This is a genomic window from Holdemania sp. Marseille-P2844, assembly GCF_900120005.1.
In the GTDB taxonomy this organism is placed as follows: Bacteria; Bacillota_I; Bacilli_A; order Erysipelotrichales; family Erysipelotrichaceae; genus Holdemania.
Map to the genome: position 1 here is coordinate 1 of NZ_LT635448.1, position 15862 is coordinate 15862.

Annotated in this window: 16 protein-coding genes; 14 read left to right on the top strand and 2 right to left on the bottom strand. The window is 52.9% G+C overall.

Annotated features, from left to right (window positions below):
- The 3 genes from BQ7364_RS18270 to BQ7364_RS00890 form a co-directional block, all read left to right on the top strand.
- Positions 1 to 181, top strand: a 181-nt coding sequence (locus tag BQ7364_RS18270; RefSeq protein WP_234973129.1) for a hypothetical protein, incomplete at its 5' end; no start/stop codon positions are given.
- Positions 182 to 320: 139 nt separating this feature from the next.
- Positions 321 to 578: a hypothetical protein gene (locus BQ7364_RS00885; RefSeq protein WP_072682955.1), complete on the top strand. Its 258-nt coding sequence runs from the start codon at positions 321 to 323 to the stop codon at positions 576 to 578.
- Positions 529 to 1197, top strand: coding sequence for a hypothetical protein (locus tag BQ7364_RS00890; RefSeq protein ID WP_139248525.1), 669 nt, complete (start codon positions 529 to 531; stop codon positions 1195 to 1197). The genes BQ7364_RS00885 and BQ7364_RS00890 overlap by 50 nt, the downstream gene beginning before the upstream one ends.
- A 199-nt stretch (positions 1198 to 1396) precedes the next feature.
- On the opposite strand, the gene BQ7364_RS00895 is transcribed toward BQ7364_RS00890, so the two are convergent.
- Positions 1397 to 2035: a TetR/AcrR family transcriptional regulator gene (locus tag BQ7364_RS00895; RefSeq protein ID WP_072682957.1), complete on the bottom strand. Its 639-nt coding sequence runs from the start codon at positions 2033 to 2035 to the stop codon at positions 1397 to 1399.
- A 294-nt stretch (positions 2036 to 2329) separates the two neighbouring features.
- Between BQ7364_RS00895 and BQ7364_RS00900 the strand changes: the two genes are divergently transcribed.
- Positions 2330 to 3199 carry a DegV family protein gene (locus tag BQ7364_RS00900; RefSeq protein ID WP_072682958.1) on the top strand — a complete coding sequence of 290 codons (870 nt, stop codon included), beginning with the start codon at positions 2330 to 2332 and terminating at the stop codon, positions 3197 to 3199.
- 201 nt (positions 3200 to 3400) lie between these two features.
- On the opposite strand, the gene BQ7364_RS00905 is transcribed toward BQ7364_RS00900, so the two are convergent.
- Complete coding sequence (locus BQ7364_RS00905; RefSeq protein ID WP_072682959.1) at positions 3401 to 4069, bottom strand: DUF4272 domain-containing protein; 669 nt, start codon at positions 4067 to 4069, stop codon at positions 3401 to 3403.
- A 239-nt stretch (positions 4070 to 4308) separates the two neighbouring features.
- On the opposite strand from BQ7364_RS00905, the gene uvrA reads away from it, so the two are divergent.
- From uvrA to BQ7364_RS00955, 10 genes are all read left to right on the top strand, one after another.
- Positions 4309 to 7134 (top strand): excinuclease ABC subunit UvrA, encoded by a 2826-nt coding sequence (gene uvrA, locus BQ7364_RS00910; protein ID WP_072682960.1) that lies wholly within the window; start codon positions 4309 to 4311, stop codon positions 7132 to 7134.
- A 4-nt stretch (positions 7135 to 7138) separates the two neighbouring features.
- Positions 7139 to 8110 (top strand): HPr(Ser) kinase/phosphatase, encoded by a 972-nt coding sequence (hprK, locus tag BQ7364_RS00915; protein ID WP_072682961.1) that lies wholly within the window; start codon positions 7139 to 7141, stop codon positions 8108 to 8110.
- Between the two features lie 6 nt (positions 8111 to 8116).
- The gene (gene lgt, locus BQ7364_RS00920) at positions 8117 to 9571 is read left to right on the top strand and encodes a prolipoprotein diacylglyceryl transferase (protein WP_072682962.1); all 1455 of its coding nucleotides are present in this window, start codon (positions 8117 to 8119) and stop codon (positions 9569 to 9571) included.
- Positions 9550 to 10467 (top strand): thioredoxin-disulfide reductase, encoded by a 918-nt coding sequence (trxB, locus tag BQ7364_RS00925; RefSeq protein ID WP_072682963.1) that lies wholly within the window; start codon positions 9550 to 9552, stop codon positions 10465 to 10467. The genes lgt and trxB overlap by 22 nt, the downstream gene beginning before the upstream one ends.
- A 106-nt stretch (positions 10468 to 10573) precedes the next feature.
- Positions 10574 to 10960 carry an OsmC family protein gene (locus tag BQ7364_RS00930; protein WP_072683278.1) on the top strand — a complete coding sequence of 129 codons (387 nt, stop codon included), beginning with the start codon at positions 10574 to 10576 and terminating at the stop codon, positions 10958 to 10960.
- A 99-nt stretch (positions 10961 to 11059) separates the two neighbouring features.
- Positions 11060 to 11968: a 1-phosphofructokinase gene (gene pfkB / locus BQ7364_RS00935; protein ID WP_072682964.1), complete on the top strand. Its 909-nt coding sequence runs from the start codon at positions 11060 to 11062 to the stop codon at positions 11966 to 11968.
- Between the two features lie 181 nt (positions 11969 to 12149).
- A complete protein-coding gene (gene nagA / locus BQ7364_RS00940; protein ID WP_072682965.1) occupies positions 12150 to 13361 on the top strand; it encodes an N-acetylglucosamine-6-phosphate deacetylase in 1212 nt (403 codons plus the stop codon).
- A gap of 339 nt (positions 13362 to 13700) precedes the next feature.
- Entirely contained in the window at positions 13701 to 14177 is a 477-nt protein-coding gene (locus BQ7364_RS00945; RefSeq protein ID WP_072682966.1) for a PTS sugar transporter subunit IIB, read from the top strand.
- A gap of 18 nt (positions 14178 to 14195) precedes the next feature.
- Positions 14196 to 14996: a PTS mannose/fructose/sorbose/N-acetylgalactosamine transporter subunit IIC gene (locus BQ7364_RS00950; protein ID WP_072682967.1), complete on the top strand. Its 801-nt coding sequence runs from the start codon at positions 14196 to 14198 to the stop codon at positions 14994 to 14996.
- Complete coding sequence (locus tag BQ7364_RS00955; RefSeq protein ID WP_072682968.1) at positions 14993 to 15814, top strand: PTS system mannose/fructose/sorbose family transporter subunit IID; 822 nt, start codon at positions 14993 to 14995, stop codon at positions 15812 to 15814. The genes BQ7364_RS00950 and BQ7364_RS00955 overlap by 4 nt, the downstream gene beginning before the upstream one ends.
- Positions 15815 to 15862 lie beyond the last annotated feature (48 nt).

Sequence of the window (15862 nt, forward strand, 5' to 3'; positions counted from 1 at the left end):
GGTCACACCTGTTCCCATCCCGAACACAGAAGTTAAGCATTTCCGCGGCGAGAATAGCTATGCCTGCCATAGTGAACGTAGCTCGTTGCCAGGTTCTCCGGTTCCCTTTCTCAGGGAGCCTTTTTTTGTTTCTCGCATCATTCAAACCCAAACAGATGATAAAGCACGTTGTATAAATTGAACGTGTGGAAAATTAATTCGCAGAGAAAAAGGCAGAATGCGGCTTCAATAAAGCGGAAAATTTCTTTCCTGATCGCAGCGACGTCAAGCTTGCGGCTCAATTTGTGAAGAAATATAATTGAAAATAAGGAGGATGAACAATGAGAACAAGAATCTACAATAAATGCACTGACGCAGAAATTACGGAATATTTGAAAAACGGCGGGGATACGCTGTTTATGAGCGTCGGGGTGACTGAACTTCACGGTCAGCTTCCGGTGGACTGCGAATCCATTCTGGCAGAAGCCGCCGCCATCATGATGGCGGAGAAGGCTGATGGGCTGGCGGTGATTAATCTTCCATTTTTTCATGCCGGGGCCAACCGCGATCGGACAAAGTACGGTGAATATCTCCATTAAAGCGGGATATGATTACTTGAAAACTCTGGTTTATGCCTTTTATAAACTGGGATTCAAGCGGATCTTTTTCCTGAGCATGCATGGACCGGCCTATCTGACGATCAATTCCGTCTGCATGGATTTTTTTCATGAAACACAGAATCCAATATGTCATCTTGAGCTTGGCCACGTCATGGAAATCGCAAGGGAAAACGGTTGGGAATGCGGCGAGGATCGCATGGAAACATTCACAGATTTGATGTATGGTGCGTATAAAGCGATGAATCAGCTGGAATTCATTCCGGTTCTGCCTGACTTTGATCGGGAAGCCTTCCTGACTAAACGCCGGGAAGGAAATGCGAAACAATGGTTTAAGAAAGATTTGCATAAACTGAATTCCGGCACCGGCGGATTCGGCTCGTTCTATGCGGAATTAGAAGAACATGGCGGACTGGAGTATTCTGTTACAGAAGAAGAACGCGAACAGCGCGGAGAGAAAGGTTTAAAGCTGCTGCAGGACATGATCGAAAAATTTGATCCCCGGCATTTCAGCACGCTGCTTCAAGCTCTGGATCAGGCGGTGAATGAAGAGATTGTTCCCCGTTATCCGCACTTAAAGATGGATAAGCCGTATAAATAAGAAATACGGAATATTGAGATTCTCATAAAAAAACCTGTTGTTTTTGCCTTATTGAAGGACAGAATCAACAGGTTTTTTACAATGTGTTCAGATAAAGTGTTCCGAAACCGATCAATCTGCGATGTGAAATCCCCGGTTTCAAAAGAGGCAAGTCGGAAAAAAGTGAACGCCCCACTGGCTGGGAGTGATCTCTTGCACTTTACTGAAAACTCTGCGAATGTGAGTTTGCGGCATCGAGTAATTCCTGCTGCTTTTGACGAAACACGCCGTTGACACCGTCAAAGATAAGCAAACCGGTGATTTTGGAAATCTCTTCCAATGAAGGCTCTGATTCATTCGCATCGAACCACTGCTGATAAACGGCGATCAAACCGGATGCGATGAATTCCAGCACATATTGCGGCAAAACCGTATCGTTGGGGAAGTATTTATCAAATTGAATCAGAAGATGATCTTTGATGACGCCTTTAATTTTATTTAACAAGTGACTATGCCCTGAGGATTGAAGCAGACAATGGAAAAACTCCGCGTCCTGATTGATCATCGCCGTTAATTTCTCGAACAGGGGATACGGATTCAGCCGTTCTGCGGAAAAATCCGTACTGTCCAGAATCTGAATCAGCGATTGGATGATTTCGTTTTCAATATCGTTAAGAACATCGTAAATCGAATCATAATGAGTATAAAAGGTCTTGCGGTTAATCAACGCGGTATCCGCTATTTCTTTAACAGTAATCTGTTCGATTCGTTTAACGCCCATAAGTTGAATGGTTGCGCCGATAATTGCTTTTCGGGTTTTGATCACGCGCTTGTCTTTTGCATTTAAGTTTTTTTCCATATCCTCACCTGATTTGAGCCTAGTATAATCCCCATGTGTTGCTTATGTCAATAAAGAAGCAGGTTTGTTGAACAAAAGCCTTTCTATTTCATTTCAGAGCAGAAAAATTTCTTAATAAAACAACAAATGCTGTGAAATAAGTCACATAAACCACGCTGCACAAGAATCTGACCGTTGTTTCAGATAACGATAGGGCTTATACTTCTATCATGCAATAAGTACCAGGTGTTGCTTATTCTCCAAAATGATAAAAAAACACCATGACTTGTAGTTTATAACGAGGAGGAAGTTCCTATGAGCGAATTTATTCTGATGACTGACAGCACGGCGGATATGCCGGAGTCTTTCTATCGCGAGAATCAGATTCCTGTTTTATCCCTGACTTATACACTTGACGATCATACCTATACGCTGGCGGACAGCCTGCCGATGACGCAATTTTATGACAAGCTCCGGCAGGGCGCAATGCCAGTCACTTCCCAGGTGAATCCTGAAGCGGCCTTGATGGGCTTTCGCGAAGCGGCGCGGCAGGATAAAGACATTCTGTGCGTGTGCTTCTCATCGGCGCTTAGCGGCACGTACAACAGCTGCCGGATCGCGGCACAGATGTTGAGTGAGGAAGGCTTCAGCCGCCGGATCGTCGTGATCGACTCGTTGTGCGCTTCAACGGGAATGGGATTGCTTCTTTATCAGGCCAATCAGATGAAAGTCAGCGGCGCTTCGCTGGATGAAACGGCGGCGTGGATTGAAGCGCATAAGCTGAACGTCTGCCATGTGTTTACCGTGGATGATCTGAATCATCTCTACCGCGGCGGACGGGTGTCGAAGACCGCCGCCATTGTTGGCTCAATGATCAGTATCAAACCGATCCTGCATGTCGACGACGCCGGCACGCTGCAGGTGATCGGAAAAGTCCACGGCCGCAATAAATCATTGAAGACGCTGGTAGATCTGATGGAAGAAAAAATGGGCAGCTGGAAAGACAAAGATGAGATTTTCATGATCTGCCAGGGCGATGTCCAGCCGGAAGCTGAACAGGTTGCGCAGATGGTGAAAGACCGCTTCGGTATTTCCCAGTCGCTGATCAGTTATACCGGACCGGTGATCGGCAGTCATACCGGCGCGGGCGTTATCGGCTTGTTTTTCATGGGTGATCACCGATAATCCTATTGAATAAACGGATAAAAAAGACACGTCTTCTCCTTTTTCAGGCAAGCAGCTGTCAAAGGAAGGGGTTCGTGTCTTTTTGATTTAAGAAAAATTTCCAAGATCAAACAAAGCTGAAAAGGATATCAAAAAAAACAGCTTTCCTGCGGTATTCCGCAGGTAAAGCCGTCTCCTTAAATAAAGATCGCCGATTTCACTTCAGGTATTGCAGCTGACGTGATCCCAGTCATTCTGTCCGTCGACGTCGATCAGCCAGTTCAGTCCCCAATGCCGTTCATAGACGACTTCGCTGTTCAAGCCGGCCGGAGCCGGTTCGCCTTTGATCCGCGCGTCGACGCACGCCCAGTCATAGCGGAAGATTAAATCCGCTTCGTCGAGAATGTCGTCGATCGGCCGCAGCTGCACGTCCTTCATGAATTCGTCAAACGTCGCTTTGGTGCTGACGACTTCAATTGCTTTCTGACAATCGCAGATCTGATCCGGGAAGGCCAGCGAATCGACCAGACCCAGCGCCCAGATCAGCGGCCAGTAGGCTTCGTATTTCCAAACCATGTTGACCCAGTCCTGTTCCGTTGCCGTACCGTTAAAGATCGCTTTTTCTTTCTCCGTCAGAAACAGCCGAACGCCGAAGCGGTCTAACAGTCCGGTCATAAACAATCGCGAGTCCTCAACGTCCTGTTGATTCTGTAAATCGCAGGCCAGCTGGATCGTGATCAGGCAGCAGATCGCCCGGCGCGCGATTTCCTCGGCGCTGCGCAGGCGGACGTCGTCGGCGGTTTCAATGACTGGCAGATGTTCAATATAAGGCACGCCCTGCTCTTTCAGCAAAGCGATGGATTGTTGCTTTCTCTCTTCAGCGCTTTTCATGGCAGCCTCCTTTTTTTATCTCCTCTATTCTATCACGAACAGGTGATGAAAAGCTGACGTCTTTGTCAACGATTGTTGAAATTCATGAATTTAACTTGAATATCGTTCAAGAAAAGCTTGCGGCAGTCCCGCTCACCCTCTATAATAAGGAGGAAGTAGTCATTCCCAAGCATTTTTTTAAAGAATGATGTACAATAGAAGCACTCTTGGGAAAGCTATATGAAGCGAGGTGTAAGAACATGCAACATGATAAAATTGTGATTAAAGGCGCGCGTGAAAACAACCTTAAGAATATTGATCTGACGATCCCGCGGGATAAGCTGGTCATCATGACAGGTTTGTCCGGATCAGGGAAAACGTCGCTGGCGTTTGATACGATCTATGCGGAAGGACAGCGTCGGTATGTCGAGTCGTTAAGCGCCTATGCGCGGATGTTTTTGGGCGGTGTGGAGAAACCGGACGTCGATTTGATCGAAGGCTTGTCGCCGTCGATTTCGATTGATCAGAAGACCACGAGCAACAACCCGCGTTCGACTGTCGGCACGGTCACGGAAATCTACGATTACCTGCGGCTTTTGTATGCCCGCGTGGGCGTTCCGTATTGCCCGGTTCATAACGAACCGATCGTTTCCCAGACGATCACGCAGATGGTTGACCGGATTATGGAACAGCCGGAAAAGACGCGGCTGGAGATCCTGGCTCCGGTGGCGCATCGGGAAAAGGGAACATTTAAGGATGTCTTTGAGAAACTGTTGAAGGATGGTTATCTGCGGGCCCGCGTCGACGGACAGATGATTCTGCTGGAAGACGTCAAACCATTAGAGAAAAACAAAAAGCATTCGATCGACGTCGTTGTTGACCGGATTGTGAAGAATGACGGTATCCGCTCCCGGCTGCATGATTCACTGGAAACGGCAGTGAAGCTGGCCAATGGCATCGTCGTGGTGCTGGCAGGCGAAGATGAGCTGTTGTTCTCTCAGAATTATTCCTGTCCAAAGTGCGGCTTCTCGGTTCCGCGACTGGAACCGCGGTTATTTTCGTTTAACTCGCCGCTGGGGGCGTGCGACGAATGCAAGGGTCTGGGCATCACCCAGCGGGTGGACATTGATTATCTGATTCCGGATCGGTCGAAGTCGATCCGCAAGGGCGGCATCGTGTATTACAAAAATATTGTCGACACGGAGAACATTGAATGGCAGACATTCAATACCTTGTGCCGATATTACCATATCGACCTGGATAAACCGATTCGGGATTTCACGCCGGAAGAACTGGAAATTGTTTTATACGGTTCTAAAGAACCGATTGCTTACAGCATCGCTTCCCGTTCCGGCAACCGCTTCAGCCGCAACGATTACATTGAAGGCGTCAAGACGTTGATCGAGCGGCGTTTTGTCGAAACAACCTCGACGATGTCGCGCGAATGGTATGCTTCGTTTATGGCGGAGTCGCCGTGTCCGAAGTGCGGCGGTAAGCGGCTGAACGAGATGGCGCTGAGCGTGCGCGTGGGCGGCAAGAACATCTATGAATGGACGACGATGTCGGTCATTCAGGCGCTGGACTTTATGAAAAACCTGCAGCTCGATCCAATGCGGGCGGAGATCGCAAGATTGGTGATTAAGGAAATTGTCAGCCGGCTGACGTTCTTGAAGGACGTGGGTCTGGAATATCTGACGCTGGACCGGCTGGCGGGCACGTTGTCCGGCGGTGAGGCGCAGCGGATCCGGCTGGCGACGCAGATCGGCTCACAGCTGACCGGCGTACTGTACGTGCTGGACGAGCCGTCGATCGGGCTGCATCAGCGTGATAACGCGCGGCTGATCAAGACGTTGAAGAATATGCGCGATCTGGGCAACTCGCTGATCGTCGTCGAGCATGACGAGGAAACGATGATGGAATCCGACTGGATCGTCGATATCGGGCCGGGCGCAGGCGTGCATGGGGGCGAAGTGATCGCCAGCGGAACACCGCAGGAAGTCATGCAATGTGAAAACTCGATTACCGGCCAATATCTCAGCGGCCGCAAAAAGATCGACGTTCCGGACAAACGCCGCAAGGGCAACGGTTTGTTTCTGGAAATCAAGGGCGCGCAGGAGAACAACCTGAAAAATGTGAACGTCAAGTTCCCGTTAGGCACCCTGACCGTCGTCACCGGCGTCAGCGGCAGCGGCAAATCCTCGCTGGTCAATGAAATCCTGTGCAAAGCTGTGCAGCATTCGCTCGGCCGCACGCGCATCAAGCCGGGCAAGCACAAAGCGATCCTGGGCTTGGAAAACATCGATAAGGTGATTGAGATCTCGCAGGATCCGATCGGCCGCACTCCGCGTTCCAACCCGGTCACCTACACCGGCGTGTTCGACGATATCCGCGATCTGTTCACCCAGACGCCGGAAGCGAAGCTGCGCGGCTATGACAAGGGGCGCTTCTCCTTCAATGTCCGCGGCGGCCGCTGCGAAGCGTGTCAGGGCGATGGCGTAAAGCGGATTTCGATGCACTTTCTGCCGGACGTCTACGTACCGTGCGAGGAATGCCATGGCAAGCGCTACAACGAGGAAACGCTGCAGGTCACCTATAAAGGGAAGAATATCTATGACGTGCTGGAGATGACGGTTGAGGAAGCGATCGAGTTCTTTTCCTCCATCCATCGCATTAAATCCAAGCTTCAGACGCTGCATGACGTCGGCCTGGATTACGTCAAGCTGGGCCAGCCGGCGACGACGTTGTCCGGCGGCGAAGCACAGCGCGTCAAGCTGGCGAGCGAGCTGCAGCGCAAGGCGACGGGCAAGACCGTCTTCATCCTGGATGAACCGACGACCGGCCTGCATACCCATGACGTTAAAAAATTACTTGCGGTCTTACAGCGAATCGTCGATAATGGAGATACGGTCATTGTCATCGAGCACAATCTCGATGTGATTAAATGTGCCGACTACATTATTGATATTGGCCCGGAAGGCGGCGACCAGGGCGGTACGATCATCGCCAAGGGCACGCCGGAACAGATCGTCAAGGTGGAAAAGAGCTATACCGGCCAATATCTGAAATCCATGCTTGAGAAAGGATGAGGCTATGGAATACGAAGGCAAGGTCATGATCAGCGAGCTGCAAAGTTATTTTAAATTTGAACAGCTCTCTGGCAATGAGGAATCATTAAACCGATGGGTGATCGTTCCGGATGTCAATCGTCCGGGCTTGGAGCTGGCGGGCTTCTATAAACATACCGAGCCGCGCCGGATCGTCATCATCGGCGATAAAGAACAAGCGTATATCGACACGCTCTCCGTGGAAATCCAGCGAGAGCGTTTTGAGCAGCTGACCGACGGGTATACCCCGACGATCATTCTCACCCATCACCGCGAATGTCCGCCGGTGCTGCTGGAAGTCGCGGGGTACAAGAATTTCCCGATTTTCCGCACGGCGATGACGACCTCGCGGCTGATGGTCGATCTGATCAGCTTTCTGGACGAACGTCTGGCGCCGTCCGACAGTATTCATGGTGTCCTGATCAGCGTCTATGGCAAGGGCGTGCTGATCTGCGGCGAAAGCGGCATGGGCAAGAGTGAAACCGCGCTGGAACTGATCCGTAAGGGTCACATTCTCGTCGCGGACGACCGCGTCGACGTGGTCCGCGTTCACAACAGCATCATCGGTCATTCCCCGGAGCTGCTTCAGGGAATGCTGGAAATCCGCGGCATCGGTATCATCGACGTTGCCAAGATGTTCGGCGCGAGCGCGTTATTGCCTTCGGCAACGATCGACCTGGTCGTGTCGCTGGAGAAGTTTGATTCCAGCGCAGAGTATGCGCGGGTGGGAATTGAAACGGAACAGTTCATGCACATTCTGGAGGTCGACGTGCCGAAGATCGTGCTGCCGGTCAAAGAAGGCCGGACAATCGCGGTCCTGATCGAATCAGCGGTCACGAATTTCCGCCTGAAAGAAATGGGCTTCGACAGCGCGAAAGCGTTTGAAAACCGGGTGTACGACTACATCGAGCGGCAAAACGCCGCCAATGCCGTACCGCCGGAAACAGAAAAGGAGTAATCGACAATGCAGTTTTTTCCTGATCCGCAGACTTTTATCGCTATCGGAAGTCTGTCAATTAAATGGTACGCAGTGATCATCCTCTGCGGAGCGGTCCTGGCGTATTCTTTCTGCGTCAAGGAAATCAAAAAGATGGGGTATAAAGCCGAAACCGCGGAGGATCTGTTCCTCGGCTGTCTGATCTGCGGGCTGGTCGGCGCGCGGCTGTGGTACTGCGCGTTCTACAATCTGGAATATTACCTGGCCAATCCGATCCATATTCTCTATACGTTTGAGGGCGGTCTGGCGATCCAGGGCGGATTGTTCGGCGGGGTGCTGTTCGGTCTGTGGTATGCGCACAAGCATAAGATCAATTTCATGCGGATGGCCGACGCGATCGTGCCAAATGTGCTGTTGGCGCAGGGGATCGGCCGCTGGGGCAACTTCATCAATCAGGAGGCGTTCGGCCGCACGGTCAGCGAATCCTTCTACCGGTTTTTCCCGGAGTGGTTTAAAAACCAGATGTATATCCAGGGAGCCTACCGTGAACCGACGTTCTTCTATGAAAGCGTCGGCGATATCCTGGGCTTCATTCTGATTGTCTTTGTTTATAAGAAATATTCCAAACCGAAGCGCGGCGATATGGTCTACGCGTATCTGCTTTGGTATGGGGCGGTGCGGATCGTCGTCGAGGGTCTGCGTACAGACAGTCTGATGTTCGGCCGGCTGCGGATGGCGCAGGTGATTTCGGTCGTCTTTATCGTCGTCGGTCTGTTGGGGATGCTCGGCGTCTTCCGCAAGGTCATGAAAAATCCGAAGCCGGTGATTCTGTTCGATCTGGATGGAACGCTGCTGAACACGGAACCGGCGATCTTAAAGAGCTACCGCGAACTGTTTAAAAAGTATAGAACGGAAGAAGAATTCACCCGCGATAAACAGCTGGCGGTGCTGAGGCCTTCGCTGCAGACGATGTTTGCGCAATATTTCCCAGAGCAGGATACCGAGCAGCTGGTCAAAGAATACCGCGAGCACAACCGCGCCGCACACGCCGATCTGGTCAAGCCGATGGACGGGGCGGTCGAGCTGCTGGAAAGTCTAAAAGCACAGGGCTATAAGCTGGGCATCGTGTCCACGAAGGTTAAGGAAATGGTTCTGCTGGGGCTGACGTTGAATCACATGGATCATTATTTCGATGTGATCGTCGGTCATGACGATGTGCAAAACGGCAAGCCGGATCCGGAAGGCATTCTGACGGCCTGCCGGCTGGTCAACGAGGGTCACGACAGCGTGATCTACATCGGCGACAGTCCGATGGACATTCAGGCCGCCCGTAATGCCGGCGTCTTCTCGGTCGGTTATCTGTTTAATCTGGAACGCCGGGAACAGCTGGAAAATGAGAAACCGAACCGGATTATCGACGATCTGCGGCAGGTGGAAGCACTGGTGAAGGAGGATCTTGCATGGACTTACAATATGATGTAATCATCATCGGCGCCGGTCCCGCCGGCATGACCGCGGCGGTGTATGCCAGCCGTGCAGGTCTGAAAACGGCGATGTTGGAAAAAGCGGCGCCCGGCGGCAAGATGATTAAAACCTTTGAAATTCAGAACTGGCCGGGAATTAAGGAGATTAACGGCGCGGAGCTGGCGTATCAGATGTTCGAGCATTCCACCCATTTCGGCGCGGAATATCTCTATGGCGACGTCGAAAAAATCATCGACGGTCCGATCAAGCAGGTGGTCTGCGCGGATGGTCAGATCTATGCCGCTCCGGCGGTGATCATCGCCACGGGAACGCGCGAGCGGCTGTTGGGCATTCCAAATGAGAAAGAACTGACGGGCAAGGGCGTATCCTATTGCGCGGTGTGCGACGGCAGCTTCTTCCGCGATCAGCCGGTGACGGTCATCGGCGGCGGCAATTCTGCGCTCGAGGAATCGTTATATCTGACGCAGTTTGCCAGCGAGGTTCACATCGTGATCCGCCGCGACGTCTTCCGCGCGGAGCCGATCATCCAGCAGGCGATCGAACAGAACCCGAAAATCGATATCATCCGCAGCCATGTTCCGGTCGAAATTCTGGAACAGGAGGGGAAAGTCGGCGGCATCGTATTGAAAAATGTTCATGACGGGCAGCTGATGAAGCTGGAAACCAAAGCGGTGTTCCCGTACATCGGCGCAGATCCGTGCACGGAATTTGCGCAGGATCTGGGGATTCTGGACGAGCGTGGTTATATCCGGGTCAACAACAATATGGAAACTGCCCGGGCCGGCATTTACGGCGTCGGCGATGTGACGGCCAAGACGCTGCGGCAGGTGGTCACCGCGGCCAACGACGGCGCGATCGCCGCGCAGCAGGCTTTCCATCAGATTAAGCAGTAAGCGCATCGACATAATCGTCAAAGCGTAGAGTAAGAAGGAACGCGCAGGGAAACCGGAAATGGAATCCTGCGGATTCATGAAGAAGCAAAAAGGAGGAACGAAAAAGATGACATCAAGAACAATTCGATTTGCCAACGGCTTCAACGGCGAGCTGCTGCTGGACGAGGGCAGCGTCAAGATCGGCCGCGGGGCGGGCGAGGCAGCGCCTTACGACATGCTTTACGGCGCGCTGGCGTCCTGTTTGTACGCGACGTTCTCAGGCATTCTGGAAAAGAAACGGATTGAAATTGAAGGCGCGGAAATCGTGGTCGCAGGCGAAAAGCGCACAGAGGTTCCGACAACCTTAAAAACGGTGCATCTGACCGTAACGATTCACGGAACGGATAAGGAAGACGCGGTCCGCAAATCCTTTGATCTGGCGACGAAATACTGCTCTGTCTACCAGACGATCAGCCACGTGGCGGAAATGAGCTACGAGCTGCATTTTGCCTAAGCGTTACGAATTGAACCTGAACCTTATCCGGTTCAGGTTTTTTTCAATCATCTGCGGTTTTTGATGAAGGGAAAACGGCACGAAGAAAAGAGGAAAATTATGATCTATACTGTCACCTTAAATCCGGCGCTGGATTATTACTGCACCATGGAAACGTTCAAGCTGGGGGCAACGAACCGCTGTGTCACCGAGAGTCTGATCGGCGGGGGCAAGGGTATCAACGTGTCGCTGATGTTGGCGCAGCTGGGCGTGCCGACCACGGCGCTGGGCTTCGCCGCCGGGTTTACCGGCGAGGAATTGATCCGCCAGCTGCGGGATCAGGCCGTCAATGCGGATTTTATCCGCTGTGCGAGGGGGCAGACGCGGATTAACGTCAAAATCAGTGCGGGAGTGGAAACAGAGATCAACGGCCGGGGACCCCAGGTCAGCGCATCGGAAAGAGAAGCGCTGTTAGACAGGATCCGCCGGATTCAGCCCGGGGATACGCTGGTGCTGTCCGGGAATGTGCCGCCCACGCTGCCCGGATCGATTTATCAACAAATTCTGGCACAGGCTGCGGATCCCGCCATTCGCGTCGTTGTGGACGCCGAAGGCGAACTCCTGCGGGATACCTTGCCCTTTCATCCGTTTCTGATCAAGCCCAATCTTGCGGAACTACGCCAGCTCGTTGCCAATCCTCAAGCGCCTATATCGGATCAGATTCAGGAGCTGCGGGATCAGGGTGCCGGGCATATCCTGGTGTCGATGGGGGCGGAAGGCTCAGTCCTCTTTGCGGCCGGGGGCGGCGTCTATCGCCAGCTGCCGCTGGCAGGCCCGACCGTCAGTACCGTCGGGGCCGGCGATTCCATGGTCGCAGGCTTTCTGGCAGCGCTTGAAAATCCTGCCTGCACGCTGGAAGACAGTCTGCGCTGGGCAGCCGCCTGCGGCACCGCGACGGCGTTGAGCCGCGGGATCGCCCGGCGGGAAAGGGTCGAAGCTTTGCGGGATCAGATTCAGATCGAATTCTGAAAAACCGTTTCTATCCTGATGAATTCCGTGCAGATGAGGAATAAGGCTCGTCCTGCGAACGATCCGGATGGGTTCTTCCCTGGTTTTGGTTTCCATTGAAACCCGAACTTTTTCTGATGGAAATTCAGGCGCTGCTTCTTTATAGTGAAATCAGAGCATTGCAGAAAGAAGGTACAAACGAATGAGAAAGCTACTATCCCGTCAGATCGTGACAGAACAGGGCATCGTTGAAGGCAGTTTGACGTTTCAGGGAGATACGATTACCGCCATTCAGCCGGAATCGCTGAATGAAGCGGAAGGAAGTGAAGCCTGGGCGATTTTGCCGGGCATCATCGACATTCACACCCATGGGGGCGGCGGATATCTCACAAATTATCTGGCCAATTCCGGCTCGATTGATGAAATCCGCAAGCTGTCCCGGTTCTATGCTTCCCGCGGCGTCACTTCGTTTATGGCGACGGTATCGCTGTGGTCCGAGGAGAAAATGGGCGCGATCATGTCTGGCATCGCGGATCTGGTCCATCATGAAAAAATGCCGGGCGCACAGATTCTGGGCATCAATCTGGAGGCGCCGTGTTTCAGCTTGAAGAAATCCGGCGCCGGGTTTATGACGCCGCAATGGATGCCGAATCCGAGCCGTGAACTGGCTGAGCGTTTCATCGAAGCCGGGCGCGGTCTGCTGAAATATGTAACGCTGGCCCCGGAGCTGCCGGGGGCGCAGGCGGCGATTGAAACGTATCGGAAAGCGGGAATTCAGGTGGCGGCCGGTCATACCGACGCTTCTTCGAGCCAGATGAAGCAGGGAATTGAATGGGGCGTGCGCAGCGTGAGTCATGCCGGCAACGCGATGTCGATGATCCATCAGCGGGACATCGGGGTGTTGGGCCAGCTGATGCTTCATCCGGAAGTGATGGCCGAGCTGATTTGTGATTTTATCCATCTCAGCCCGGAATTTATCCAGCTGATGCTTCAGGTCAAGGGCAGCGATCACTTGTGCATGATCGCCGACGCCTCGGAGCTGGCTGGCCTGGAGGAGGGCGTCTATGATACTCAGCCCCGGCCGGTGCGGCTGAAGCCGGATGGCCGGGTGGTTGTGGAGGGCAGCGACGTCCTGTGCGGAAGCAGTCTGTTCGTCATCGACGGTCTGCGCAATCTGACCTCCGCTCTGCACTTACCGTTGACGGAAGCGGTGAAAATGTCTTCGCTCAACGCCGCCCGGCATTTCCAGCTGGATTCTCGGATTGGCAGTCTCAAGCCGGGGAAACAGGCGGACTTGATCGTCATTGACAAGGAATTTCACGTCCTGGAGACCATTGTGCAGGGACGGACGGTCTATCGCCAGAATGATAAGATCGAACGGAATCCGGCGATTACAGATCTCAAAATCGGCTGAATGCCAAAATGGCAATAAAGGTCCGGAACACTCGGGGTTGACCGAGGAGTTTCAGATCTTTTTTTTGATTTCCTGCCAGCGAAATTCCCTGCATAAACTCCGGGTTCATCCCGTTGTTTTTATATTTGACAAACAGGCAGTCTTGAAAATGCAGGGAAAAGGAACCTTTTACGCAGGAAAAAAGCCTGGAGAAATTACCGGTTAAACACGAATTCTGTGCGATGGTATTTGCTTCCCAAGCTCTTTACAATGAAGTTATCAGAAGCGTACCGCAGGATCTCTTCACACGATCCCAAAAGAAAGATGAATTTCTGGAAAGAGAAAGCGAGGTGAAAGTGAATGATTCAGTTATTGCGGATTGACGAACGTCTGATCCATGGGCAGGTCGCTACGGCCTGGACGCGCCAGCTGGGGATCACCGCCGTGGTGGTGGCCAACGATGAGGCGGCAGCCAACGAGCTGGTTACCATGACGCTGCGGATGGCAACACCGCCGGGGATAAAGGTCGCGGTAAAAACCGTCCGGGAAGCGGTCAGCCTGTTCCACGACAAGCGCACGGCAGGGTTAAAGATTCTGATCGTTGTGGACAAGCCGTGCGATGCGCTGAAGCTGGTTCGGCAGGTGCCCGGGATTCCCTGTGTCAATATCGGCAACTTCGGCCGCGTCGGCGACCGCCGGGGGCGCCGGGCGCTGACTGACAATTTCTCAGCCAGTGAAGAAGAGCTGGAACAGCTGCGGGAAATCGCCCGATCCGTCCGCTGCGAGGTGCAGGTGCTGCCGTCGCTGCCCAAAAAAGACCTGAAACAATTTCTTTAAGAAAGAGGAGGAAAATCCATGTTACAAAGTGCCTTGATTCTGGCGTTTGTGTACTACATCGTCTACCTGCTGGACTGCAGCATGGCCTGGGACGCTACCTGGCGTCCGCTGTTCGTCGCATTTCTGACCGGACTTGCGTTAGGGGATATGAAAACCGGTCTGATCATGGGCGCTTCCCTGGAAGCGATCTACATGGGCATCTCCGCGATCGGCGGCGTAATTCCTTCCGATCCCTGTTCAGCTTCGATTCTGTCGGTGGCCTTCGTCGTGCTGACCGGCGCAGATCTCAATCTGGTGCTGGCGCTGGCGGTGCCGATCGGCACGGTCATGCAGTATGTCAGCACGCTGATCTCCCCGATTGATATTTCGTTAGTCGGCTTGTTTGAAAAATTTGCCCGCGAAGGCAAGGATAAATCTTATACGCTGCTGCATTATGCAAGCCTGTTTATCATCCGTCCGCTGCCGAAAACGATGGTCGTTTTCCTGGCCGCTGTGCTGGGCGTGGAAAATCTGCAGGCGGTTACCAACCTGCTTCCAGCCTTCGTCATGAACGGGCTGAGCGTCTCCGGCGGCATGTTAGTGGCCGTCGGCTTCGCGATCCTGACCTCGATGATCTGGTCGAAAGAGCTGGGGATTTACTTCTTCATCGGCTTCGCCTGCGTCAAGTTCCTCCATCTGCCGATCATCGGCGTCAGTATCTTTGCCCTCGCCGCAGCGATTCTGAACTACACCCGCCAAAGCCAGATTAAGAAAATGAAGGATGAAATCATCGCGCAGCTGCCTGAAAATCAGGAAGGGAAGGAGGACCTGTTCGGATGAAAAAGACGTATACACCGGAAGAAAAGAAAAACCTGAGACACCTGTTCTGGCGTTCCGGTCATTTCTGGGCGACCTTCAACATGGTGAAGATGATGGGCCAGACCTATGCTTTCTGCCTGTTCCCGATTCTTAACGAAGTCTACGCCGGAAAGGAAGACCTGCGCCGGGAAGCGATGCTGCGCAATACCGAGTTCTTTAACTGCAATGCCAGTATGTCCGGTCTGTGTCTGGGCGTCAGCTACGCGCTGGAAAAAGAGCGGGCGGCCAATCCGGATTCCGTCTCGCCGCAGATGATTACCAACATCAAGACGTCCCTGATGGGACCGCTGGCAGCGATCGGCGATTCCCTGTTCTTCAACTGCATCCGCGTCATTTCCGGCGGCATCGGCATCGCGCTGGCCTCGCAGGGCAATCCATTAGGCGTCGTGTTGTTCGTGGCGATTTACGGCGGTCTGTTTCTGGTGCTGAAATGGACGCTGATCAAGCTCGGCTATGGCTTGGGTACTAACGTTATCACCGAAGCCTTCCATTCCGGCATCATCGGCATGATCACCCAGTCGGCGTGCATCATGGGCTTAATGATGGTCGGCGCGCTGGTGGCGCAGATGGTTTCCGTGCAGATTCCGCTGGTTGTCCCGATGGGCGGCGGCGCGGAGATGGTCGTCCAGACAATCTTCGACGAGATCATGCCGGGCTTGCTGGAACTGGGATTGTTGTTCGGCATCGTCGCCCTGCTCAAACGCAAATGGAAGCCGATCACCGTGATCGCGCTGATTCTGGTCATGGCGATCACCGGCTCATTCTTCGGCATTTTCTGATCGGCTCGCAAAAAAGGAAGTCCCCTTCCTTTTTTGTGTTGATTCAAG